22 protein-coding genes are annotated in these 24,082 nt (G+C 54.0%); 7 read left to right on the top strand and 15 right to left on the bottom strand.

Annotated features, from left to right (window positions below; genetic code table 11):
- The first annotated feature begins 355 nt into the window (after nt 1-355).
- From H8K11_05555 to H8K11_05525, 7 genes are all read left to right on the top strand, one after another.
- Nucleotides 356-1,408, top strand: coding sequence for an SGNH/GDSL hydrolase family protein (locus tag H8K11_05555; GenBank protein ID MCS6263206.1), 1,053 nt, complete (start codon nt 356-358; stop codon nt 1,406-1,408).
- Between the two features lie 9 nt (nt 1,409-1,417).
- On the top strand, nt 1,418-2,818 hold the full coding sequence (locus H8K11_05550; GenBank protein MCS6263205.1) for an MBOAT family protein: 1,401 nt from the start codon (nt 1,418-1,420) through the stop codon (nt 2,816-2,818).
- A gap of 59 nt (nt 2,819-2,877) precedes the next feature.
- Nucleotides 2,878-3,909, top strand: a complete 1,032-nt coding sequence (locus tag H8K11_05545) for an acyltransferase (protein MCS6263204.1) — start codon at nt 2,878-2,880, stop codon at nt 3,907-3,909.
- A gap of 311 nt (nt 3,910-4,220) precedes the next feature.
- The gene (locus tag H8K11_05540) at nt 4,221-4,487 is read left to right on the top strand and encodes a transposase (protein MCS6263203.1); all 267 of its coding nucleotides are present in this window, start codon (nt 4,221-4,223) and stop codon (nt 4,485-4,487) included.
- 329 nt (nt 4,488-4,816) lie between these two features.
- Nucleotides 4,817-5,995, top strand: coding sequence for an IS21 family transposase (locus H8K11_05535; GenBank protein ID MCS6263202.1), 1,179 nt, complete (start codon nt 4,817-4,819; stop codon nt 5,993-5,995).
- Entirely contained in the window at nt 5,992-6,783 is a 792-nt protein-coding gene (locus tag H8K11_05530) for an ATP-binding protein (GenBank protein ID MCS6263201.1), read from the top strand. Before H8K11_05535 ends, H8K11_05530 begins: the two co-directional genes overlap by 4 nt.
- An 85-nt stretch (nt 6,784-6,868) precedes the next feature.
- A complete protein-coding gene (locus tag H8K11_05525) occupies nt 6,869-7,498 on the top strand; it encodes an IS3 family transposase (GenBank protein MCS6263200.1) in 630 nt (209 codons plus the stop codon).
- Between the two features lie 112 nt (nt 7,499-7,610).
- Here the strand turns inward: H8K11_05525 and H8K11_05520 are convergent, their stop codons facing one another.
- From H8K11_05520 to asnB, 15 genes are all read right to left on the bottom strand, one after another.
- Nucleotides 7,611-8,834, bottom strand: a complete 1,224-nt coding sequence (locus tag H8K11_05520) for a glycosyltransferase family 2 protein (GenBank protein MCS6263199.1) — start codon at nt 8,832-8,834, stop codon at nt 7,611-7,613.
- Between the two features lie 4 nt (nt 8,835-8,838).
- On the bottom strand, nt 8,839-10,044 hold the full coding sequence (locus tag H8K11_05515) for a glycosyltransferase (GenBank protein ID MCS6263198.1): 1,206 nt from the start codon (nt 10,042-10,044) through the stop codon (nt 8,839-8,841).
- Nucleotides 10,045-10,103: 59 nt separating this feature from the next.
- Nucleotides 10,104-11,213 (bottom strand): glycosyltransferase family 4 protein, encoded by a 1,110-nt coding sequence (locus tag H8K11_05510; GenBank protein MCS6263197.1) that lies wholly within the window; start codon nt 11,211-11,213, stop codon nt 10,104-10,106.
- A 90-nt stretch (nt 11,214-11,303) separates the two neighbouring features.
- Complete coding sequence (locus H8K11_05505; GenBank protein MCS6263196.1) at nt 11,304-12,578, bottom strand: O-antigen ligase family protein; 1,275 nt, start codon at nt 12,576-12,578, stop codon at nt 11,304-11,306.
- Nucleotides 12,579-12,725: 147 nt separating this feature from the next.
- The gene (locus H8K11_05500) at nt 12,726-13,472 is read right to left on the bottom strand and encodes a class I SAM-dependent methyltransferase (protein ID MCS6263195.1); all 747 of its coding nucleotides are present in this window, start codon (nt 13,470-13,472) and stop codon (nt 12,726-12,728) included.
- A 65-nt stretch (nt 13,473-13,537) separates the two neighbouring features.
- Nucleotides 13,538-14,080 (bottom strand): low molecular weight phosphotyrosine protein phosphatase, encoded by a 543-nt coding sequence (locus tag H8K11_05495; GenBank protein MCS6263194.1) that lies wholly within the window; start codon nt 14,078-14,080, stop codon nt 13,538-13,540.
- A 54-nt stretch (nt 14,081-14,134) separates the two neighbouring features.
- A complete protein-coding gene (locus H8K11_05490; GenBank protein MCS6263193.1) occupies nt 14,135-15,121 on the bottom strand; it encodes an ATP-grasp domain-containing protein in 987 nt (328 codons plus the stop codon).
- Between the two features lie 252 nt (nt 15,122-15,373).
- The gene (locus H8K11_05485) at nt 15,374-16,432 is read right to left on the bottom strand and encodes a polysaccharide deacetylase family protein (GenBank protein ID MCS6263192.1); all 1,059 of its coding nucleotides are present in this window, start codon (nt 16,430-16,432) and stop codon (nt 15,374-15,376) included.
- Nucleotides 16,433-16,448: 16 nt separating this feature from the next.
- Nucleotides 16,449-16,601 carry a hypothetical protein gene (locus tag H8K11_05480; GenBank protein ID MCS6263191.1) on the bottom strand — a complete coding sequence of 51 codons (153 nt, stop codon included), beginning with the start codon at nt 16,599-16,601 and terminating at the stop codon, nt 16,449-16,451.
- Nucleotides 16,602-16,617: 16 nt separating this feature from the next.
- Nucleotides 16,618-17,013 (bottom strand): sxtJ, encoded by a 396-nt coding sequence (locus H8K11_05475; GenBank protein MCS6263190.1) that lies wholly within the window; start codon nt 17,011-17,013, stop codon nt 16,618-16,620.
- Nucleotides 17,014-17,075: 62 nt separating this feature from the next.
- Nucleotides 17,076-18,215, bottom strand: coding sequence for a glycosyltransferase family 2 protein (locus tag H8K11_05470; GenBank protein MCS6263189.1), 1,140 nt, complete (start codon nt 18,213-18,215; stop codon nt 17,076-17,078).
- A 60-nt stretch (nt 18,216-18,275) separates the two neighbouring features.
- Nucleotides 18,276-19,553 carry a DegT/DnrJ/EryC1/StrS family aminotransferase gene (locus H8K11_05465; GenBank protein ID MCS6263188.1) on the bottom strand — a complete coding sequence of 426 codons (1,278 nt, stop codon included), beginning with the start codon at nt 19,551-19,553 and terminating at the stop codon, nt 18,276-18,278.
- Nucleotides 19,550-20,587, bottom strand: a complete 1,038-nt coding sequence (locus H8K11_05460) for a FemAB family PEP-CTERM system-associated protein (GenBank protein ID MCS6263187.1) — start codon at nt 20,585-20,587, stop codon at nt 19,550-19,552. Before H8K11_05460 ends, H8K11_05465 begins: the two co-directional genes overlap by 4 nt.
- Before the next feature lie 19 nt (nt 20,588-20,606).
- Complete coding sequence (locus H8K11_05455; protein MCS6263186.1) at nt 20,607-21,878, bottom strand: glycosyltransferase; 1,272 nt, start codon at nt 21,876-21,878, stop codon at nt 20,607-20,609.
- A gap of 280 nt (nt 21,879-22,158) precedes the next feature.
- Nucleotides 22,159-24,051, bottom strand: a complete 1,893-nt coding sequence (gene asnB / locus H8K11_05450; protein MCS6263185.1) for an asparagine synthase (glutamine-hydrolyzing) — start codon at nt 24,049-24,051, stop codon at nt 22,159-22,161.
- Nucleotides 24,052-24,082 lie beyond the last annotated feature (31 nt).

Here is a 24,082-nt window from a genome sequence, read left to right as displayed (position 1 = left end):
ACGATGGTCCAAGTGACTCGTCTCTCCCTCACACTTCACTTAGCCATCCGGTAGCGAAAAATACTGTGTAATATTTCCCGTCTCGTGTATTCTACCTGTAACCGACTCAGGCTGACACACTGAAGCTCATCGTTTCAGGCTCCGAACCGTGATATCTGGACGTTTAAGAGGCGGACCTATCTCTATGCGAAACTGATTGAGCCCTACCACCACCAGGGCATCACATGCTCGCACAATCTGTCACTCAATACTTGACCATGTTTACTTACCGAGAGAGCCGCACGCACCAGAATCACCCGCTTGGCCATCCTCGAAGTCGACCGATGTGCACCTCACCTGAGCACTCAACGAATCCATGAATTTCTCTCTATTGCGCGTACTCTTCTGGGGACTCGCCTACTTGTTGCTCCTGGAAGGGGTATTGGAGATCCGCGCCCATTCCCGTGGCTTTGATACGATTGCCCTCGGAACCTTTCAACGCCAGAACGTGGCAAATACCGACACTCCTCTCCCTGCTACAACTTCCCTCGCCGCCATCCCGTCAGATGCACCTGAGAAAATAACAGGAGAAATGCGCTATTGGATCGCTTCATCCTCCCATGCGGAAGACAGCTACCTGAGCCGAGACCTGATCTTTCCCTCCCGCTTGGAAGCATTACTCAAGAAATCCGGCTCACCGACAACCGTCATCAATGCCAGTCATGCAGGAATGGACATTGAAGCAAACCGCGCAGATCTGGAGTCTCGTGGCGCCCGCGAAAAGCCTGATGTGGTGATCCTGTATCAAATGTCGACTCAAATCACCAAACTCTCCAAACAGCTGTTGTCCGGTAAGCAACCAAGGTCATCCACGGCAAAGGAATCGAATACCCAGAAACCGACGCCTGAGGCGAGCTGGATTGCCCAGGTCTATGAGCATACGTCACTCTATGCGTTGCTCAAGGGGAACATCTCCAACAGACTGACAGGACAGCGAGTCTTAGCTGACGCCTTAGGTGAGCAGGCAGACCGGGTGTTTGAAACAGAGGTGAAGGAATTCGTGCATTCAGCCAGGAAAGTCGGCGCAGAACCGGTCTTATGTACCTTTGCCACTAGTCACACCAAGGAGAACTTGCCGGACGTGCCCGGAGAGGTCACGGACTTTCTATTCCGGTACAACGTGTACCTGTCTCTTTCTGGATGGTTTGAGACCATCACCCGCTTTAACCAGACGCTCAAACGGGTGGCCGATGAGGAACATCTCCGCCTCGTCGATTTGGATTCAGTCGTTTCGGGACACCCGGAGTATTTTCGTGATTTCGTCCACTTTACCCCTGAAGGACACCGGAAGGTGGCAGAAGCCATCTATGCGGGGCTTCACACCGAGCTCCCTCAGAGGTTCGCCAGCGAGACATCAAATGCGCACTAGAGAAATCTCGTGAACTTTAATTCGATTGAATTTTCAGCATTTTTCATCTGTATTCTGGTTTTGTATTCCGTCGTTTTTTACCGCGAACGATGGCGCGACATTCTTTTGTTAGGAGCCAGCTATTTTTTCTACATGAGTTGGAACTGGAAGTATGCCGGGTTACTGGCGTTCTCCACGATCGTCGATTACTCGGTTGGACTCGTCCTGGCACGGGAACAACGGCCTCGAGCGAGGACGTACATCCTGATCATCAGCCTGACCTCCAATCTCGGCCTGTTGGCCCTCTTCAAATACTACAATTTTTTCATCGATCTCTCAGGGCCTGCGATCGCGATGTTCGGGTGGGACCTTTCCCTCCTGCGACACGAACTCCTGCTGCCGGTCGGCATCTCCTTTTATACGTTTCAAACGATGAGTTACACGATCGACGTGTACCGCGGAGAGCGCGTTCTGGAACGAAACTTCCTGAAGTTTGCCGTGTTTGTGGCCTTTTTCCCTCAATTGATCGCTGGCCCGATTGTGCGGGCGAAGCAATTCCTCCCACAATTGCACCACCTCCCTAACGTAACGACTCAGCGATTTCACGATGGACTCTTTCTGGTCTTTAAGGGTCTTTCCAAAAAGGTTCTGATCGCCGACCTCCTGGCAACCCTGGCGGTCGACAACGTGTTCGCCCATCCCCTCACGTTTTCATCCTGGGATCTGTTGATCGGTCTCTATGCGTACACATTCCAAATTTACTATGACTTTTCCGGCTACAGCGATATTGCCATCGGGCTGGCAAAGATGCTGGGCTACGACCTCCCGCAGAACTTCAACCGACCCTATCTTTCACAGAATGTGCGTGAGTTTTGGACTCGCTGGCACATCTCCCTTTCTACCTGGCTGAGGGACTATCTCTATATTTCACTCGGCGGCAGCCGGGTAGCGCCATGGCGAGTCAAAATGAACCTGATGATCACCATGTTCCTGGGGGGGCTGTGGCACGGAGCTGCGCTTCATTTTATTTGCTGGGGTGTGTACCACGGCTTGCTTCTTATCCTGGCCAGGCAGGGACCTAAAACCGATGCCATCCGCACCACAACCCAAAAAGTGATGTTGCAGATTGGATGCTTCCACCTGATCGCCTTCGGCTGGCTCCTGTTCCGAGTCCAAGACCTGGACAATTTTCTCGATTTTATCCGCGGTTGGAGCCACCTGACCGGTGGCACGAGGCTGAGTGGTGTGTTTTACCTCATCCTGATCCTAGGCATACTGTTTCATGTATTTCCCGCACAAAGACTGGAGCGATTCGCGGAATGGTGGATCATGAGACCTGTCCCGATCCAAGCCGCCACATATGGAACACTCCTGCTGATTTATGCGGGAATGACTCTGGAAGCGCCATCCTTTATCTATTTTCAATTCTAAGGCGGCCGAGATCGACAAGTATCTCAAGTAACGCTCCCCCACCTCCGCTCATCATAAATATGCTCGACCCGTCCCCCAGTAGATTGGTTTACCTGGACAGTTTTCGTGGCCTGGCCATCGCCATGGTAGTTGCCACCCATGCTCTCGGATACGCTCACCTTGATCAGGAAAGTGAGCAACTCCTGGGGTTTCTGTCTCGAACCATCGCGGTGCCGGTATTTTTTCTGGTCGATGGAATTCTGTTCGCGCTGGGCCATCAAAAGCTCGCGGCTTTTGACTATGCGGTTTATATCCGCAAAAGTGCGCGACGCTTACTTTTACCCTGGGTGGTGTTCACCGTTTTCTATTGCGCCCTGCGCATTGCCTTTGAGTACTTCGATAACAGCTCTGTGCATGTCGTGTATGGCCAGACCTGGCAAGAGATTGCCGTAGCCGCCTATCTCTCCTCGTTCTCATCTCAAATGTATTTTCTGCTCTCCCTCTTTCTTATCCGTGCCTTTTCAAAGATCACCTATCACGTGATGCATACACGCCCGATGCATCGGATTGTCGCCACCATTGTTTATGTCGCCATTTTTCAGAGCGCACCGATTCAATCCTACTTTCTCCCCGGGCTCGATCCCATCTATCATGCACTCTGGGGAATGCAGTTCTATCTTGTCGGTCTGTCACTCCAGCCTTTCGCCCCGCTCTGGAGGACCCAAGGGCGCTGGTTATCGGGAACCGCCATCGCATTAGGATTCGTGATCGCATTCTTCTTTCAAGGCATGGCTCTTTACAGCCAATTCCTGTTGTTGCTGGGCTGCTATCTGTTATTCTTTTCCAACCCTACCCGTTTTCTATTCCTCTCCAGCTTGGGACGAAGATCAATGGGAATTTACCTGGTACACATCCCTCTGATCATGAAAGTATTCTCTTTGCTACTTGCCCGACTGCTGTCCCCAACCTCTCCAATGTTCTTCGTCGTGCTTTCAACCGCAACCTTGTACACTTCTGCCTTCCTGACAAGCGTACTTCTTCAGCATTCCTATGGCCGGATCATACTGGGTGAACCATTACAATCGTCCTCTAGCGTTGACCTCAAACAGTAGCCATATAACTCGGCCAACGTTCCTCTGAATTTCACGATACTTCCTGCCCTCGGGGAGTGGATCCGGATAATCCGCAAAAAACGAAACCGTTTGATTACAGAGTCGACACGTAAGCTCCCCTTAGATCGAGACCGACGTCCCCCCATCTTGAGTAGCAGCTACGTTTGGAGTCCGGGGGCAACTGTATTCGATTTTTTGGCCAAGTGCCTCGCATAGGCGGCGGGCGTCTGACGTCTCCCCCGAAAACGACGGCAGGTCAAAACGAGAGTAGAATGGCAGCTTCGACGGTCCTCGACGAAAGGAGTGGATCGATGAAGCGGTCGAAATTCTCCGAAGAGCAGATCGTCTATGCCCTCCGCCAAGCCGACAGCGGGACCCCCGTCGGCGACCTTTGCCGGCAGCTCGGCATCGCCGAGCAAACATGGTATGCCTGGAAGAAGAAGTACGCGCATCTCGGCGTGAGCGAACTCCGCCGACTGCGGCAGGTGGAAGAGGAAAACGCCCGGCTCAAACGCCTGGTGGCCGACCTCTCGCTCGACAAGCACATGCTGTCGGAGGCCTTGCGAAAAAAAGTCTAAGGCCCGCACGCCGTCGAGAACTGGCCGCGTGGTTTCAGGACACGTTTCAGGTCAGTTGCCTGCGGGCCTGTCGCTTGGCGCAGTTTAGTCGAGCCGCGTGGTATCGCCGGAGTCGAGCGAAGGATCAATCGGCGCTCCGCCTGCGCATTCGAGATTTCGCCCAGGCTCGACCGCGCTTTGGGTACCAGCGGATCTGGGTGTTGCTGCGGCGAGAAGGCTGGCTCGTTGTCAACGCCGATGCTAGAAGTCCTAAAATCGCCGACCTGAAAAGTCCTCTGAACACCGATCACAATGTCCTTTCACCGATCAGCCAGACGGAGGAGGGACGGATGCTGCGAAGGGAGGACTTCATGGTGATTCACGCGTTGGCTCAACGGGGACTGTTTCTCTGCGACATTGCCAAACAGGTGGGGGTGCATCCACGGACGGTGCGGCGGGCCCTCGACCGCGGTGGGGTACCCGTCGCCCGAACCAGCCGGCGGGGCAGTCGGCTGGATCCCTATCGGGCGGACATCGACCGGCTCCTGGCCGAAGATGTCTGGAACGCCGTGGTGATCTTTCGGGAGTTGCAGGCCAAAGGGTATACGGGCCGGATCTCGATTCTGCGGGACTACATCCGGCCGAAGCGGGCGTTGCGAATCCGGCGGGCGACGGTCCGGTTTGAAACGGCTCCGGGACGGCAGCTGCAGAGTGATTGGGGCGAGCAGCGGACGTGGATTGCGGGCGCCGAGACCACGGTCCACGTGATCGTCAACACGCTGGGGTTCTCCCGGCGGTTTCATTTCTGGTGCACGGACGGCCAGGATGCCGAGCATACCTATGAAGGGCTGATCCGGAGCTTCGACTGGTTCGGCGGCGTGCCGGGCGAGGTCCTGGTGGACAATCAGAAGGCGGCGGTGCTCGAGCATCCGCGCGGCGGCCCCGCTCGGTTCCATCCGCGGTTTGTGGATCTCGCGGGCTATTATGGGTTTGTGCCGCGCGCCTGTCGTCCGGCCCGGGCGCAGACGAAGGGCAAGGATGAACGGATGGTGGGCTACATCAAGCACCACTTCTTTGTCCGCTATCGCCAGTTCGAGAGTTGGGCGCATCTCAATCAGTTGGCCGAGCAGTGGTTGCGAGAGGAGGCGGATCAGCGGTGTCACGGGACGATGCACGAGATTGTCGCCGAACGGTTCGCCCGGGAGGCCCCCACGCTGCGCCCCGTACCAGCCGCGCGCTATGACACGGCCTACCGCGAGGTGCGGCAGGTGAGCTGGGACGCCTACATTGACGTGCGCGGCCGCCGCTACAGCGTGCCCGCCCACTTGGCCGGCCGCCCAGTCCAGATCCGGCTCACGCTCGAGGGGGACCTGGCGGTCTATGAGGGCGAGCATGTGGTCGCGAGCCATCGGGTGGTCGCCGGGGAGTTGGGCTGGGTCACAGTCCCGGCACATCATGAGGCCCTGTGGGCGCAGACCCTGGAAGTCGAACGGCGGCCGCTGGCCGTCTACGAGGAGGTGGCGCCATGATGGAGCTGAGTGTCCTCCTCGAACGTCTGAAGATGGAACATTTGCTCACGCAGCTCGACGGCGTCTGTGAGCAGGCCGCCAAGGGCGACCTCGACTATCAAGGGTTCTTGACCCACGCCCTGGACGCGGAATGGCGCGGGCGGCAACAGCGCGGGATCGAAAGTCGCCTGCGGCTGGCTCGGTTCCCGTGGATCAAAACCCTGGACCAGTTCGACTTTGAGTTTCAGCCCTCGCTGGACCGCAAGGTGGTGCGGGAGTTGGCAGGGGTGAGCTTCATTGAGCGCACGGAGAATGTGGTCCTCTTGGGGCCCCCGGGGGTCGGCAAAACCCATCTCGCCATCGCCTTAGGCATCAAGGCGGTCGAAGCGAGCTGCTCGGTGCTCTTCCTGACCTTGGAGAGTCTCATGGGCCGCTTGGTGCGCGCCCGCCATGAGAACCGCCTCGACCGGACATTGCAACAACTGGCCTACCCACGCCTCCTGATTCTGGATGAACTCGGCTACCTTCCCCTCACGCGGGAAGAAGCCAGTCTCTTCTTCCGCCTGCTGGTGCGCCGGTACGAGCGGGGCAGCCTCATTGTGACCAGCAACAAGAGCTTTGCGGATTGGGGCGAGGTCTTCAACGATCACGTGCTCGCCACCGCGATCCTCGATCGACTCCTGCACCATGCGACCACCTTGAATATCAAAGGCGAGAGTTATCGGCTCCGCGAGAAAAAGAAGGCGGGGCTCTTCGGCCGACGGCCGGCCACCGAGCCGGGAGAGGTGACGACAGATGTGGCACTCTGAACCGAAGAACCGGACAATCTCATCGGTGAAAAGTGGACATCTCACATCGGTGATTGGTGGACAACCAACTTCGGCCTTGACACTCGTGAACCGAAAGCGAGTCCGTCGGTTGTATCGCCTGGATGGACTTCAGTTGCGGATGCGGGTGCGGCGGCGCAAGCACAGAGCCTTGCATCGCGGCCCCGCGCCGATGCCGACCGGTCCTCGCGAGCGATGGAGTATGGATTTTGTACATGATACGCTCGCCGATGGGCGGCCGTTTCGAATCTTGACGGTCATCGATAACTGGAGTCGCTCCAGTCCAGTCGTGGAGGCGAGGGGGCGGATGTCCGGGGAGATCGTCGGCCAGCTCCTCGATCGCGTCCTCGGCGAGGCGACGGGGCCCCGCTCCATCACGGTCGATCATGGGACGGAATTCCAATCGCGCGCACTGGAAGACTGGGCCTATCGGCGAGGTGTCCAGCTCGACTTTATTCGACCAGGCAAACCCGTGGAAAATGCCTTCATTGAATCCTTTAACGGGCGGTTGCGCGACGAGTGTTTGAACGTGCACCAATTCGCCTCACTCGACGAAGCACAAGCGATCCTCGAAGCCTGGCGGCTCGACTACAATACACGCCGCCCGCATAGCTCACTCGGCCACCTGACGCCGAGCGAGTTCGTCAGCCAACGTCAGGAAGAATGGATCGTCGAAGAAGTCGTCTGCTCTGGTTAAGAGTTGTCTCGAACCGGGGGCAACGTCAGAAGCCAGAAATTCTCCCATGACACTGTCTTCTTGACGGGGGAGCTTACGGACAGACAGGATAAGGACGCTGGCTTTAGCAGCGTTACGTACCAGGAGTATTGCGCCGAGTTGCAGAATCCCGGAAGGTTCGGCCCCAACCTTTTCGACCAAATCCGAGGAAGCCTAATATTTCGATTGAGAGTCGCCACGGAAGAAACACCGCAATATAAGGAATTCCAGCTAATGTTTTTAAGGGTGACTGCGTGTGCATCGCGCCCAGAAGGAAGTACCCACCCAATGATCCAAGCACTCCTAGCGACCAAGGAAGAAGAAATCCCCATGCCGGTTCCTGGCTCAAGAAGAAGCTGCAGACAAGAGCGAAAAGAGTCATGGAGGCCTGGCTCGAATAATTAGGAGCGGCCAACGTCACGGCCCCGTCAATGAGATTCACATTCCCGAGTTTCAATCCTTGCAAGAACAGGCGGCGCGCCCCGTTTGTCATGACCGCATACTTACCGGTCGCCCATCGCAGCCGCTGGCGGGAAGCCTGCTTGAGCCCTTTAGACTCCCTGGCAAAGACACGAGCCAAGGGGTTGAAATGAATCACAACATCATTCAGCAGCAGTGACACCGAGAACTCCCAATCTTCCGCAACCGAGAACGCCGACCATCCATGCTGATCCACAACGGCCCGACTCAAACACATCCCCGTTCCGCTCAACATTGCCGAGCAACCGATTGCCTCTTTTGCTCCATAAAACAGGAAGTTTCGCAGCACACTCGTGACCGCAATCACACGGGTAAACGGAGTTTCCCATGGATTCGAGAGATAATTGTACCCCTGCTGGACTTCATGCCCTTTTGCAAGAGCATCATCAAAAGCCTCTAACAAACGGGAATCTACAAGACAGTCTGCGTCAACGATGACGAGCGCATCGAACACCACACCTTCCTTCCGTAGCACCTGCATGGCCCAGGACATTGCGGCACCTTTTCCACCAGGGCCTTCATTGCGTTCCAGACACTGGGCACCACCCGCTCGCGCAACCCTTGCCGTGTCATCCGCACAGCGATCCGCAATCACCACGATATGTACGAGGTACTTTGGATATTGCAGGGTAGCCAGACTCTGTAGAGTCTCCGGCAATCCATCCTCCTCATTGTGAGCCGGGATAAGAATCAAAAAACGAGTCGTACGGGCTTTTCTAGGGTCAGAGGGAACAGCCTTATACAAAATCGCGATGATTGCATGGCCCAGTTGGTAGAGGGAGAAAAATGAAATCACTCCCAACACGATGAGACAGATGGTTCCAAAGAAGTTTGTCATGGTGTCAGCTTACCGGGTTGCTGTTCAGGACAACATTGCCCAATACCTTTTCATACAGTCCTAGCGTTTTTTCAGCCATAATACGCGCATTAAACTCTTCTTCTACACGAGTTCGTCCGGCCTTACCAAGACGAGCCCCCTTAGATTGGTCCACGATTAATTGTAGAATGCACTTCGCCAGGGACAACGCATCCGCTGGTTCCGCCAACAAGCCCGTTTCTCCATCGGTGATGACCTCCGGAATTCCACCCACGCGAGTCGCCACGACAGGTCGCCCTAGGGCCAGTGCTTCAAGCAACACCATCGGAATACCTTCATGCAGCGATGGAAGGACAAATACGTCCATCATGTTGATGAAATCATAGGCCGGTGAGTGGTGCCCGGCGAATATTACGGATTCCTCCAAACCCAGTCGTGCAACTTCTGACTCAAGTTGTGCGCGCAAGGGACCATCTCCAACCACTAGCAGCATCACATTACGATCGGACCCGCGTACAATTCGCAGCGCCTCCAGCAACACAACATGGCCTTTTACAGGAACAAGCCTGCCGACGGTTCCGATCAGCGTTACCAGGTCATCTACGCGCCATTCTTTACGCTTCTGAGGTCTCGAAGAACCGCTCTGAACGGCTTCTAAATCAATACCATTGTGGATGCGTACCACATGCGCCGCACCGTAGGTCTCGATTAGCTGCTTTTCGATATCCGATGAGACGGCCACCAGCTTATCGATGAGCCACCGGCTCACGAACCTGTCAACCGTGGTGTAGAGAAGCATTCGCAAGTTTCTCAATCCGTTGAATGGTTCAGGCATTCCATGCACGACCCTGACCGTGTGAGGCACTCCCACATACCGCGCGACGCTGGCGCCAATGATGGAGTCTTTGTACTTGTGGGTATGCACGATATCAGGCCGAATGTGTCGAAAGATCTTTAGCAACCGACTCGCTATCGTAATAGAAGTATGATTCGCCTCAGGAATGACTGAGACTGAAAGCGGGAGCTTGCGAAGTTCTTCAGCTAATCTACCCTCATTGAACAAAATCACAGTCCATTCAAATTCATCCGACCGTACCAGGTAGGTCATCAGTGCTAATAACTGGACTTCCGCCCCGGCCCATAAATCGCCCATCGCCACATGACAGACCTTCACACGGGGTCCTTGCCTCGTTCTCTGTTGCTTGCCGGCTTCCGTCATCATGACGTCCATTCTTTCTCATTGGAAGCGACATCCCTGTAATACATTCGCTCTCCAGCTCTCAGGTCATGCTATGGATTCGACCGCAGACATTTATCGTAGAGCGATTGATATGCATGCACCATGGTCTGCAAGCTGAATTGCTCTTCGGCGCGACGTTTGCCTCTCGCTGCAAATTGGGCCGCCTGTTCCTTATTAGTCAACAGCGTTACCAATTGGTCCGCTAAGGTCTGACTATCACGCGGCGGGACAAGAAAGCCCGTCTCACCGTCGAGCACGATTTCAGGATTGCCGCCGACCCGGGTAGCAATCACAGGCTTTCCTGCCATCATCGCCTCTAAGATTGCCATCGAAAGTCCCTCAGATAACGAGGGAAGAACGAATACATCCAGCAAAGCAAGAATTGTCGAGACATCTTGCCGCAACCCGAGAAAATGTACTCGCTCGTCCAGGCCAAGCCGGTGGACTTGATCTTTCAACTCCTTTTCAAGCTGTCCCCTCCCGGCAAAGACGAAGGAGGTATTAGGACATTTCTTCAGAACTGCGGGGATCCCCTCGATCAGATATTGGTGTCCCTTCACGGGATACAAATTTCCCACGACACCAACAATCTGGTCCCCCTGGGGTAAGCGCAACTCTTTTCTGCACGCATCAGCCTCAACCTGGTTTGGGGGCGTTGGCACATCCACACCGTTGTAGAGAACTGTAATTCGTTCCGGACAAGCCCCCACCTTCTCCACAATAAACTGCTTCAAATCCTCTGAAACCGCCACCATGGTCGCTTGCCGACTGACCCATCGATACGCAAGGCAGCGCCTCCATTTCTCCCAGAAGTAGTGTTTTCCGTGGACGGTTGCTACCAGAGGAGTCCCGGAAATGGCCGCGACGAACGCCCCCTGCACATTTGCATCAAACTCATGGGCGTGAATCAGGTCGACATCCTCCTCCTCCAGCAGCCGTCTAAATCGAAGTGCCCAGCGCCAGTCTGTCATCCCGCACGTGGGAATAATATGAGTGCGAACTCCCCGACTTTCGCTTCGTTCTTGTATCCATCCCTGACGAAACAAACAGAGGACGGCCCGATATCGCGCAGGATCGAGGGACGTAGCCAGGTTACTGATGACTCGCTCGGCTCCACCTGGCCCACTACTGGTCGAAAGAAACAGAATTGTTTGAATCATTTTACGGTGTACTCTACACGCACCGCGGATCGCGAAGACTCACAGAGGGGACAACCCAGCCTCTTCGGATCGCCTCGCACAGCCCGACGATCAGTGCCGTAATCTTACAGGTCTTGGCCGATCCCAAAGAGACACTTTCGGCGTAAAAGTTGAGGCGGCACTAGTGCCAGGCTGGCTGACAGTATACGCCTGAGTTGAATTTCGAAGGGCCACGGCCAGCCCCATCAGGATCCAAAAGGTTGGGTAATAGAGAGTGGAGATGAAGGCGCTGGTCGTGAGATACCCTATCATGCCGCCTAAAATCGCGTTCCCGAATAAGATGGCTCGTGCCACTTGAGGGTCCTTTGCCTCTTCCTTGCCGTTCCGTCCAGCCATACCACGAGCCGCAACGGGCAAGAACTGACTCACCCTGGTATCTCGATAGTTGAGATAGACCATCGTGCCGAAAATAATCACTCCGACAAGTCCGAGTTCGGGCAGCAGTGTAAAGTAGAGGGAATGCGCCTGGCGGCCAGCCAATGATTTGGTTTGCCAAGTGCGCCCTCCCATGTACTCACCGATTGTCCACGGGAAGTTTCCCTGACCGATCCCGAAAATAGGATTAGCAGTAAATATCTCCCACCCGATGCCCCAGGTGAACATCCGCTGCCCTGCCGTACCGGTTTCCATAGTATTATCATCGGTGATGGAACTGATGCGATCCCAATATTCCTGTGGCGCAGCGACGAGGACAAGGCCAACAAGGCAGATGCCCAGGAGCAGCGACATGACCTTTCTGGGTGAGTACAGCCAGCAATAGGTTCCTAACGCAAGCAAACCAAGAAATGCACCTCGCGAAGATGTCGCGACCACGGACATGACAAAGAGGCCCAACAACACCATATAGAGCAACTTCGACCGCTGGTTTGTTGCCGCTTGGTACATGAAGAATGCGACCGGAACTGCCACATTCATTTCCATCCCGAAATCATTTTCGTCTCCTAGCCACCCACCAACTCCTTGCCCATGATGCAAGATTCCATTTATGCCAAGAACGGCATGCACGCCTAGCCACATGAATATCAGCTTCTGCATTCGGCTGGTGGTATTCACGAAGGTGACAATTCCCAAATAGAAAAAAAAGTATAACGTCATCTCTTTGAACGTCATGAACGCCCAAAAGTTGTTGTTAGCAAATGGAACCCACATCGCCATGAAAACGAGGAGTCCCATCCAAAGCTTTGTTTGCAGGTTAGAAAAAGTCGCTCTGCCGGAAACCAAGACCGCAATAAGAACGGACACGTCTAACAAGGTTGGAATCGGGATCGCTTTGAGCGGAGGGAGTACGTCCTGCGGCCGTCCAAACTCAAAGAGCATTGCCAACATGACGAGATAGAATCCGACCTTGGACTCCTTCGGAACTGGCAAAGCTCGAACCGTAGCCCCAAATCGAGGTCCACCGGCCATCTGTTGATTGGAATGTATCATTGAGCAGAGGTCTCGGTCACAGCACTGGAAATGGTCCCTGCCACGTTATGCCGCTTTTCTCAGTGCCACAATCATATTTGTTCGGAGGTTTCGGAAAGGCTGGGTCATGAGCAGCCGTATCCACAGTAACTCAACGGCCGCCAGCGGCGGAAGCATAGCAAAGATGGCATCCGTGGCAATCAAATCAAGCTGCAGAACCTCAAAGCCATTTGCTTGAGCAAGCGCCCTGACTTGAGTTTCAGTATTCGCCTTGTAGTGCGTGGGGAAAACATCATGCTCCTGGCGACCCTCTAACAGATAAATAAGCTTGCCCTTGAGCCACTCAGGCACGACCTTGGACAAGATAACCCCATAGCCGAATGCGTTCGGGGTGTGAAACAAGAACACGCCTTTCGACTTAAGGATGCGCCCAATCTCTCTAAACTGTTCGTCTGGATTGTCAAGATGCTCGACCACCATATTTGCGGTTACCAGGTCGAACGCTTCGTTTCTAAAGGGCAACTTGGTGACGTCGCCGCGCAGCTTTTTGGCGATATTGGGATGCGCTTTGAGAGACGGAAGATCATAGTCGATGCCGAATATTGCCTTACAGGTTCTTACCAACTGGAGCTCTTCATTCGCTCGCCAGCTGGGAAGGATGGAGTGTCCACACCCTATCTCCACCCATTCAACTGATGGCGTCACATAGCGTTTCAGCGATTCCTCGTACGAGTACTGGGAATATCTCAGCTTCGGCACAATGGCGCCCCGTAGCGTCCAATAGATGTTGAACAGTCTTGTTCGCAAGCTCATGTCGATGCCGTGCCTCCCCTGCTCTTTGCCATCCGCACTCGTGCTCCGATCAAATCAACTCGATCCTAATCTTCCTTGCCCGAGGGCAACATCTGCATGACCAATACATCACAGGCCTGCTTAATCATCGAGAAGCAGGTCTGAAAATCTTCCAGCGTACCACTGTAGGGATCCGCAACCTCTCGCACTGAGTGATCGTAAAACTGACGAAGCAAAAACACCTTCTGCTTGGCCTGAGGGTATAGCTTGAGCACGCGGCGTCGCTGCCGCCACTCCATGACCAAAATGATGTCCGCCCGATCAACCTGTTCTTTGTGCAGTGGTTGCGTTGCATGCTTGGTGAGCAAAAGCCCCCCCTGCGTGCCGACGACTTGCGCGAGCGGATGCGCCGCCTTTCCAAACGATGTTTCAAGCCCCGCTGATTCAACCACAATCGGTAACCCATGCTTTTCAACTCGATGCTTGAGATAGGCCTCTGCTAACGGGCTGCGACAGATATTACCTTTACAGACAACTAAGATCGCACGAACGGGACTCGGAAAGGCCTGCCGACTAATCAGGCTCCGATAGCGCCACTGATCTAACGCCTCGTTCACAGCCCTCTTCATCGAACGAGCGACTCCTCGCAGAGAAGCAGAATCAACTTGGGACATCACAATTCCCTATGCCAGCTTAAAATACCGCATGACCTCAAGCCGACTAGGCCCGAAATCATCAATACGCTCAACTTCATAAAATGTATTCCGTTCGAAAAACCGGCAGAAGGACAGGACTGCTTGAAGCCTGGATGGGGTGCCAGGCGGAAGATTCAACGCACGATCACTCTTCCTGATGCGCATGACTAATTGATCCAAATCACCAAGCAACCACCGGGACTTGACTCCGACACGATATCCATTTTCAGGTATCGTCTCGGGCACTCCCATTGCCATATTGAGTAAGTGAAGGGGAAAATTGACGCCCGCATCCACAGCCAGCTGGAGCGATCCCCAAAACCGCCCATTAATTTCCATAAGCAAGGGACGCTGAGTGGCGGCATCTACTTTGAATTCCACCATGGCCACCCCATGCCACTTCACACGCTGTAACAACTTCAGGGTAGCCTCAACCATGGGTTTCGGCAAGGCAATACTCTCGCGCAATACGCTGACTCCGCCGGAGGGAGGCCGTTCACGCACTCGCCTGTGAGCAAACATCCCCAAGGGTGTTCCCTCCTGCATCAACACAAACAGCCCCTGGCCTTCACCGATCACACGTCGCTGGATCAACGAGGGCTGCCGAAGATAAGGCTTATCACGATAGATGCTCAGAAGCTCCTCACGGGACTCGGCATAGCAGACACTGGTTTTTGTCCACCGATTGCCGTCTTTCACCAATGAACAACCGGGCTTCACCACCACGGGAAAATCAACAATTTCCTGTACGACCCGTTCGACCTGACCATCAGGGAGAAAAATGGTATCGGGAATTGCTACACCCTCCGTAATAGCCTGTTGCATCAATCGATACTTATCGGAGATTTCTTGAAATGCCTGGGGACTGGGAGCCGGAAAATGCGTATATTTTTCGAATTGAGCCTTCTCTGGTCCGAGGACATGCATGGCAATATCAGACAAAGGAATTAAGGCATCGACTCGATGGGTTCGCACGGCCTCCATTAATGTGGCGATGAAACGTTCAGGTTCTTGATAAGGAGACGGATAGGCAATGCTCTGTCGGCAGTAACGCGAGGAACCTGCAAGAGACCGTTGGGACTCTGCCCCAACAATCACCTCTACTTGCTCACCTCCCAGTGCCCTGGTGACCGCAAGCGCAGCCCGCTCATTTCCGTCAGTAATCAATACTTTCACAAGTATTCCCGCCCCAAAGCGATTCCTCTCATATCCATTGCCCTTGTCGACCTACACCGAACTCGGTTGGGGACCGAACAATCGGAAAGAAAAAAGCGGGATGGTGTCCGATATGTCGTTGTGTATTCCTATCCGGCGAATGGCATACCTATTTTCTGGGCAGTTCCCTTCGAAGCCCATTCGCACTGACACTGCAGCTTCATATCCATGAGCTTTAACCAGATCCTCAATGGAAGCGTCGCTGTTCCCATTCGGGTAACAATAGACCGGCACAAAGTTGACACCCTGATCAAAAAGAACCTGCCTTGACCTCACAAGCTCTTCGGAAACCTCGTCCAATGTGATGGTCGTCATAATACGATGTGTGCAGGAGTGGGAACCGAATGACACCCCTCCCCGAGACATTTCACGCACCTCGTCCCAATTTACAATCACCCGATCCAGCGGTAATGTCACTCGTACTTTTGCAGCCAACGCCTGCACCAATTCTCGGATGCGCTCTATCGGCAAATGCTTACAGCGCTCGATAATTTCGTCCCCTAGTTGCTCTTGGCGAACCGACGCTTCAACCAACCGAGAAGCATCTTCACCCAGGAAACCGGACAACACACCCTCAACCGCTGCCAGAGGTTCCTGACGCTGTTTCCGATCCGCCACAACTTTACACAAAACCGCCAGTTGATCAGGCCAAAACCACTCGTTCCTTCCCACATAGTCAGTGGGAAGAAAAATCGTCGCGGGCATACGCAGCTGCTTCAAAACTGGATACGCGTGGCGATAGTTATCCAACCAGCCATCATCGAAGGTAATCACGCAATACCGCGCATGGGCACTCCACTCGCCCCGTTGCCACAGATCCAGAAGTTCCTGGAGCGACAGCACCGTAAAATTACGCCTTACAAAAGACATCTGTTGAGCAAATACGCTGTCGAGCACGTACATTCCCGGCTGAACCGGATAACGAGCAACTTCATCTTTGGTCAGCACGCGGTGATACATTAGCACCGCCACCTTGCCTCGATGACGCCATCGATAGATAGATGAAGCGTGGAATGTCCCTGCTACCGCAAAGCGAATTGTTTTTTTTAACCGTCCCAGCGAGAAGTTCATCTCAACAACTGAGTAATTAGAACAACGTATAGATAAACGGAGCCACCGCTGATCCTTGCGTCAGCACGATCAAGCTGCCCAATAGCACGAGCATCACAATAATCGGCAGCAGCCAGAATTTTTTACGTTCTTTCATAAAGGCCCACAGCTCTGTTAGGAACTCGCCCATATCGCCCTCCGTTTGCTTAAAATTGCCTGGTCATGTGGTTGCGTGGCCTCGCCTGCCGCACGACTCGATAACTTTCGGCATCTCGCCTTAGCGCTCTTCGCATGGAGTCCCAACCAAACATCCGCATGATCACCCCCATCGGGGTGATGAGTCCAAAATACAGAATCCCTAAAATGATCCTGGTGTTAATCCATCCCATCACGTGGCCGACTTTCATCCACACTTTGAAAAGAGGCACAAGAATGGTCGGCGCGGCTAATCCCAATGGAACTAACAGTACCCCCGGCACGATGGCCCATAGACGAATCCCCTCACCATAACGAATCATAGGCCAGACGCCGATCAGAATGAAAACACCACCAACAATCAACCCAAAGTTTCGCAACTCCTTCTTTTCAACCATCGTATCCATTCAGTACCTCACTGTAACTATGTTTTCCTACGCGACCGGCTGATCGATCTGCCCACCCTCGCTCAACGTTTAGACGGCTCCCAACGAAACACCCGATCTCCCCGAAAATACCGCACCCAGGCGTCGATGATCGAAAGGTTCACAAGAACAAAAAACGAAGGCAACCGAAACACATTGCTCTTTGGCATCCAACTACAGCCAGCATAGGCTGCCGCAATGGCATAAAATAGGACCTGTCCCAGCAGAAGAATCCGGTATAACCCCGAATCTATTGCCAACACAATATTCGAAGCCAGCATACCAATCATCGCGAATGGCACCAACCATCGGCATAGCTTGTGGCTGAAGAGCTGCCAGGCAAAGATACCGTACCGAAACGGATTGAGCATGGGAAGGCTTCGCATCAACACCGCGATTCCCCTTAGAACGGTCCGGACCTTACGCTGATATTCCTTCTTCTCATCAGTCAAGTTTTTATAATAGCCCACGCTCGCCGGATCCGAGACACCACGTAGTCCGGCCTTCATTGAATTCAGCAATGTATTAAAGTCGCTTTGCAGATCGTCTGCCCAAGGACTACAGACAGTCCTCCTGGCGGCAAAGAATGAGCCGCTAAGGCCGACCAAGGTATTCACCTTCGTTTCCAACTGACGCAGCAGCATCTCATACTTGACATACGCGCCCTCCCCGCTGAGATTGCCCTGGGCATCCACAAACTGATCCACACTACTGACGCAGCCGACGGTGGGATCGTTGAACGACTTCACGATATTGACAATACCTTGAGGAGGCAAGGTCGTAGCGACATCGGAGAATACCAGTATCTCTCCGTCTGTCTGGCTGACCGCCAGCTTCTGAGCCGCTTCTTTGCCTTTTCGCTCTTGCGCACGCACGAGGCGCACACCGGAAGCTGCGTACGATCGCACAATGTCATCGGTACGGTCCGACGAACAATCAGAGGCCACAACAATTTCAAGGCACTCAGGGGGATACTGCTGCTGGAGACTGTTCTCAATCTTCTCTCTAATGCGGGCTTCTTCATTGTAAGCGGTTATTACAAACGAAACCCGCGGTTGAATATCGCCAACCAGCACCGGTCGATTTCTAAAAAAAGACAGGATGAGCAACGCGAGCAGGTATCCGGCATAGGAATAAAACATGAATACCAGCGAGCCCCAGAATATCCATTCCATAAACCACATCATTAGCGTCCTACCGTGTGACCACTCTACCGCCGCTCACCCCCCCCATCAGCCAAGCGATTAAGTTATCCGGGGCAGCGCAGGAGCCTGAGGTTGCCCGCTCGTAAAATCCTGAGGAGGAACCGTGGCTGCACCGCCAACGCGCTGAGCCGCTTGAATGGCACTGGAAATCCGATCGATATCATCACCTGACACCAGTTCATGCGTTGGAAGCGTCACAAGCCGCTCTGCGATCAGAGTGGACTGGGGCACATCCTGACTTGAGAGGGTGTCACGAAGCTCAACAATCTGCTGAAGTGACGATGGATACAAGGGACTGATTCCCAGCCCCTGATCGGCTGAGGCACGACATACTGCATCCTTTTCCTGCTTCGAACGCATCAGCACGGGCAATCGCAGATACACTGACTGTCCTTGCCCAGAGGGTTTGATAGTCTGCACATTCGATCGAGCCAACGAGCGGAGCATCTGTTCGGAATGCATCACTCGACTGGTGGTCGAATTGGCGAGCCGACGTTTCCAGCGACGCAACAATCCGGCACGGATTGGGTCCAGACGCACGATGGGAAAATCCGTGTAAAACTTTGTCTCCCCCAACTTTAGAAACGGAAGTCCAGCCGGGAGCCAATAGAGCGCAGGGTTGATCAACACCTTCGTAACCGCGACCTCGAGCCAATTCTTTAACATATCGATCAGCGATACTTGGGGAAGCAGCGCATATTCACGAGCCAAGGCTTCTCCTATTCGATCCTCATTCGTAAGAATAGCGCCTCCTGAACCACAGGTAATATTTTTCCCTCTCCCAAAACTGAGAAACGAGACATTACCCATCGACCCGAACGGTACTCCCGCGCGTTCACCGCCAAACGCCTGCGCTACATCCTCCACGACAAAAATGCCCCGTTGACGACACAGATCCACGACCCGGGGGACATCAACACCAATTCCCAACAGGTGGGTGACCAAGACACACAAGGCACTCGAATCAGCCACTGTGGAAAGTTTTCCAAAATCGAAATCCAACGACACCGGATCCACGTCACATAGAGCCACCGACAGTCGAGCACGAACAACAGCCGACGGCACAGAAAAGCACGTATATCCCGGAAGAACCACCTTATTGCGACCGGACAGACCATGCAGTGCGCTGAGAATAAGACTGAGAGCGGCCTTTCCCGATGACACAAACCACACATGTTTCACACCGAAGTGCTGGCGAAAGTCATCCTGCAGTCGCTCAACTGCCGCTTCCGAATGCACAAGACCTAGTAACCCCTCCAAGAGGTCTTGCCATTCGATCGGTGCAGCCGATGGAGGAAGCGTTCGCTGGACTTTCATGGAAGATGTTTCACAATGTGGGGCCCAAGCACGTTGGCGACAACCACAGGCAGTTGCTGCCACAGACGAATTGCAAGAGCATATTTAGGGTTCTGCGGGTTGAGTTGAGGAACTGCGTGCCCATCTTTCATCCAATAGTACCAGTACAGCTGATGAGGCAGAGCTCCCCACTGCTCCTTGAATCGATACGTTCCGCTATCGGGACTCGAGCGGCCAAAATCGAAAATCTGAAACCCTTGCTGACAGGCAAATTCCAACACCGTGCCATAGAGCAACATGTTTGGAGCCAGCTTGTTGAACCGCTTGTCGGACGCGGCCCAGGGAATCTCCAGCGAAGAACGGAATCCATAGAGAAAACCTGCAGCAACCGGCGTCTGCCCATGAGAAACGATGCAGATGCGCGCCTCCTTCGGAAACACCTCAAGAATCTTTGCAAAGAATCCCTTCGCATAAACCGGCGTCCCTAAATCGCGCATGCATCGAGAAAAGACAGTGTAAAACTCATCGAGGCACTCACTTCCCCCTACCCGGGCCGTCATGCCTTCTTTTTGAGCCCGACGAACCTGGCTTCGCAATTTGGAGGGAAATCCTTTTACCAACTGCTCATACGTGCTCGGCAACGGAAGCCGCATAGACACTTTTCGTTCGGTGGACACCCAAGAAGTATCCATCAACGCCTGATGTCGAAGCTCGATATGGTCCGCATTCAGCTCCCGAGCTTGCTCAACAGCATGCGCTTCAAGCAGACGATATGCTTCCGATGAACTCGCAACTACGCCGCCGTAATTTAGAAACGGCAGGGATACGAGGAAACGGCCAAACCCTCGGCTGGCCAGAAACACCAGCGGCAGAACGCCCTGCGGTTCGCCGTCTCTCCCCCGCACCAGCAGATAGTATGTTGGATGCCCAAAGGCCTCCTCAATCACCCGCCGCCAGCCGCACTGATGGTATGCCGACGCGAGGGGAGAACTTAGAACATAACTTTCCCATGCGAGGATTTCGGCATCGGTTCGGCCAAGTCTTGAAGAGACCATCGTACTCATAATGCCAACACTAGGAACGTTCCTTCGCCCCGACGGCCGCATCGAGTACAGCCGCCAATTCTCCTGTCAACGATCGATAATCGAACCGGTTCACACGCGTCACGTCAGGCCGAACAAGTTTTCGCACCCCGGTTGCCAGCTCGTCGAGAAGCCGTTTGATCGCCGCCAGCTGATTCGGACTACTGATACCCAAGGCATGCCGAGTGACTAAATCGGCGGTTGCACCCTCCCCACCGATCAATAGCAGCGGACGACCAGTCGCAACATATTCGTAGATTTTTGCCGGTACCTGCAACGGGGAGTCCGGTTGAAGCACCAACAGCACGCTGGATCGCTGCATCTCCATCAGGCACAGGCTGTGCGGGATCGGCGGCTCGCGCCGCAAAAACGAGTGTTTCTCGAGCTCTGCGGCATATCGCTCACACTCCAGATCGGTCGAGTCCCACCCGCCGACGAAACGCAATCGGATCGCGTCGGGTTTCAATCGACCCTCTTGAAACAACTCCCATATTGCCTGCAGTAAGACACGCGGAGTCCGCTTCCCGTAGACCGTCCCGAAATGACACAGTTCGTATCCTGCCGAGGAGGAGGGAGCATCCACTTGTTCAGCAGGGATCTTCCCGAGAGGCAACACGTCTCGATCAAACCCGTTGGGGATCCAAGTACAGCGATCTCGGAGCTCGCTATATTCCGCAATGAGTCTCTCACGAAGTTCCTCGGTATTGGCGATGACATGACTAGCGGCCTGGCACACTCTTGCCTCAACCACTTGTGATTTCCTAGTAAGCATCCGAGAACTAAAAGAATAATAGGGGTTACAATTCCATGGATCGCGATAATCCAGCACCAGTGGCCGATTGAACTGCTTGGCAAGGATTGAGCCGACCAAAAAACTTGTCCAAGGCCCACCCGTTGCAAAAACCACGTCCGGAATCTGATTTTCGTCGAAATGCTGAAAATGGCGCACAACCTCCCCGAGCCAGCCACATTGGCGATCCGGAAATGCAAATGCCCAATCCAGCAGAAAACCTTTCAGCGTTGAACGATCGGTCTCTGATTGAGGCGGCGAAGAAGGCGCTTGGTTTGATTGAATCTTCACCGTCTTATTCTGCCCCACTTGTCCTTTCAGCATCCCCCGGACCACGTCGCGATAGTGCAACATCTGCTGAAGGCGATCGGTATAGGGCACACGAGTCACGCCGACCGTCCCCGGCACACGTTCACCAAGCTTCTCATCAACTTGGTGCGCCGGATAGACACACTCCGGAGACGTTGTCAGCACGTGAGGTTGCCATCCAAATGTCGGTAGATTTCGGCAGAAACCAAGCGGGCGCATCGCACCACTCGCCGCAACTGGCGGAAAATAGTAGGCGACTATGAGGACTCGCTTCACAGACTCACCATCTGTCCCCCGACGTGGCGACGTTGGTTGGATAGACCTTCGGCAAGCTGGCGAACACGCCTGGGATCACAATGTGGGGAAACGATGAGTTCAGAAACATGGCCATCCCGCAACCGAACAGACACCAATGTCTAACGGAACTCACCAGAACACTTAACAGCTATGCGAGACCGGAATCATGACGCAGGAGATCTGAAAAAATCTCGAATTCCGCAACGTGGAATAGCTTATTGGCGAAGTCTGATTCTCCTCGGTGGTGACGCTCCAAATCCGCCGTCAATGCACCAACGTTGTAGATACCTCGCTCCCGAACAACCCGACTCCCAAGAATATCGCGAAGCGGCTCATAGAGATCATGCGCAAACCACTTCTTACTGGCAGTGGGAAAACCCATCTTGTCCACACGTGATCGCACTGACTCTGGGATCCGACCCCTCATGCCTTCTCGAAGCACATATTTATTCCAGGGCCCACGTATCTTCCAGTCATCGGAAAGGCCCGACACGAATGAGACCAGGCGATAGTCCAAAAAAGGAAGCCGCGCTTCCACCGAGTGTGCCATAGAGTTGCGATCCTCAATCCGTAAGTACAGAGGCAACGGCGCGGAAACAACTGACTGCTTCAATGAGTTCGACAAGGTCATAGACGTCGGGGGGACATCTTCGTTGATAAAATGTTTGGTGAGGTCATCCGTAAACCACGGATTTTGACGGAGACGTGCCTGGCGCCGAGCCAGTGCCCAACCACGGTACGCGTTCACTTTATACATTTCCCATGAGAGGCACCGGACAGCAGCCGCAGCAAGACGTTGACGCGAATTCCCGCCATGAGCCTCTGTATAGGCGGTCACAGCCTGCCACGCTTCTCGCACATGCCCTTGTCGAAGAAGTGATACCCAATAGTCCTGGAAATAACTGGAATAGCCCCCAATGGTCTCATCAGCTCCCTGTCCGTTTAATACAACACGGATTCCATGGGAGGCAGCTAGACGCATGAGCTGGTAGCCCACTACGGCAGTCATCGTGTGCACCGGCTCGTCTTGAAACCAGAGAAGTTGTCGCAAGTCACTCCATAGCTCTGCGGGACTAGTTTCGAGTTGCCTGAGTTGCGCTCGGGTTTGAGTCAACGTGTCGGTAATATATTTCGACTCGTCGAACTCCTTTGCCATATAGCAAAAAGCCTGGAGAGATTCGGACTGCCCAGCAGCCGTCTCACCTCGCTGACGAGCTGCTGCACAAATAATCGCTGTCGAATCAAGTCCCCCGGACAAACATACTCCCACTGGAACATCGCTTCGCATTCGAATTCGAACCGAATCTTCAAACAGCTCCGCAAACGTCGCTGCAGGGTTCTTGGATGCACTCGGAGGCAACTCATCAAGCGACCAAAAAGACCATTGATGCCAGGTGCCATCCAGCGTCAGTTCAAACCCGCTGCCCGGAGGAATCTGCTCGATACCTTGGTAGAACGTCTCAACCTGGCTGTCCAATCGACCCTCGAACAGGAACCTGGCCGCAGTCCGCCAATTGATCTCACCCGGCTGATAGCCAGATGCTCGCAACGCCTTAATCTCCGAAGCGAATTGCATCACATCGGAGGTACGGCTGTAGTACAGCGGTTTGACACCAAATCGATCGCGCGAGCCAAAAATCAGCCGATGTCGACGATCATAGATCACAAACGCCCACATCCCATTGAGTTTGGACAAGCACTCACGACCCCATTCACGATATGCCGCAAGCAGGACCTCGCTGTCCCCACTGGACCGAAACTGATACCCCAATTGACGAAGTTCCGATCGCAGTTCGACATAATTGAAGATTTCGCCGTTGAAGACCAGCACATACTGCCCATCCTCACTGACCATGGGCTGATGGCCCGCTTCTGACAAATCAAGAATCGAAAGACGACGAAATCCCATTCCGACAGCACCATCCAGATAGATGCCACCGTCATCGGGGCCCCGATGAAGCAAACTTTTGGCCATCCGTTCAACGGCCACTCGCTCGATGGGGCGACCATTCAGCCCTATGACGATTGCAATCCCACACATAATAACTATCTGCCACCCCTGCCCTTTCTAG

The sequence above is a fragment of the Nitrospira sp. genome, from assembly GCA_024998565.1.
Taxonomy (GTDB): Bacteria; Nitrospirota; Nitrospiria; order Nitrospirales; family Nitrospiraceae; genus Nitrospira_A.
The sequence above is the reverse complement of the archived record's forward strand: the minus strand, read 5'-3'. Positions and strand labels throughout refer to the sequence as shown.

What these genes read in the sequence shown, in the direction of transcription:
- H8K11_05535 (MCS6263202.1), top strand. Translation starts at nt 4,817, where the DNA reads ATGCTGCGAAGGGAGGACTTCATGGTGATTCACGCGTTGGCTCAACGG.
- H8K11_05545 (MCS6263204.1), top strand. Translation starts at nt 2,878, where the DNA reads ATGCTCGACCCGTCCCCCAGTAGATTGGTTTACCTGGACAGTTTTCGT.
- H8K11_05500 (MCS6263195.1), bottom strand. Translation starts at nt 13,472, where the DNA reads ATGAGCTTGCGAACAAGACTGTTCAACATCTATTGGACGCTACGGGGC.
- H8K11_05520 (MCS6263199.1), bottom strand. Translation starts at nt 8,834, where the DNA reads ATGACAAACTTCTTTGGAACCATCTGTCTCATCGTGTTGGGAGTGATT.
- H8K11_05470 (MCS6263189.1), bottom strand. Translation starts at nt 18,215, where the DNA reads ATGTGGTTTATGGAATGGATATTCTGGGGCTCGCTGGTATTCATGTTT.
- H8K11_05530 (MCS6263201.1), top strand. Translation starts at nt 5,992, where the DNA reads ATGATGGAGCTGAGTGTCCTCCTCGAACGTCTGAAGATGGAACATTTG.
- H8K11_05555 (MCS6263206.1), top strand. Translation starts at nt 356, where the DNA reads ATGAATTTCTCTCTATTGCGCGTACTCTTCTGGGGACTCGCCTACTTG.
- H8K11_05515 (MCS6263198.1), bottom strand. Translation starts at nt 10,044, where the DNA reads ATGGACGTCATGATGACGGAAGCCGGCAAGCAACAGAGAACGAGGCAA.
- H8K11_05480 (MCS6263191.1), bottom strand. Translation starts at nt 16,601, where the DNA reads ATGGGCGAGTTCCTAACAGAGCTGTGGGCCTTTATGAAAGAACGTAAA.
- H8K11_05465 (MCS6263188.1), bottom strand. Translation starts at nt 19,553, where the DNA reads ATGAAAGTCCAGCGAACGCTTCCTCCATCGGCTGCACCGATCGAATGG.
- asnB (MCS6263185.1), bottom strand. Translation starts at nt 24,051, where the DNA reads ATGTGTGGGATTGCAATCGTCATAGGGCTGAATGGTCGCCCCATCGAG.
- H8K11_05460 (MCS6263187.1), bottom strand. Translation starts at nt 20,587, where the DNA reads ATGGTCTCTTCAAGACTTGGCCGAACCGATGCCGAAATCCTCGCATGG.
- H8K11_05485 (MCS6263192.1), bottom strand. Translation starts at nt 16,432, where the DNA reads ATGAACTTCTCGCTGGGACGGTTAAAAAAAACAATTCGCTTTGCGGTA.
- H8K11_05505 (MCS6263196.1), bottom strand. Translation starts at nt 12,578, where the DNA reads ATGTTGGCAATGCTCTTTGAGTTTGGACGGCCGCAGGACGTACTCCCT.
- H8K11_05540 (MCS6263203.1), top strand. Translation starts at nt 4,221, where the DNA reads ATGAAGCGGTCGAAATTCTCCGAAGAGCAGATCGTCTATGCCCTCCGC.
- H8K11_05475 (MCS6263190.1), bottom strand. Translation starts at nt 17,013, where the DNA reads ATGGATACGATGGTTGAAAAGAAGGAGTTGCGAAACTTTGGGTTGATT.
- H8K11_05510 (MCS6263197.1), bottom strand. Translation starts at nt 11,213, where the DNA reads ATGATTCAAACAATTCTGTTTCTTTCGACCAGTAGTGGGCCAGGTGGA.
- H8K11_05495 (MCS6263194.1), bottom strand. Translation starts at nt 14,080, where the DNA reads ATGAAGAGGGCTGTGAACGAGGCGTTAGATCAGTGGCGCTATCGGAGC.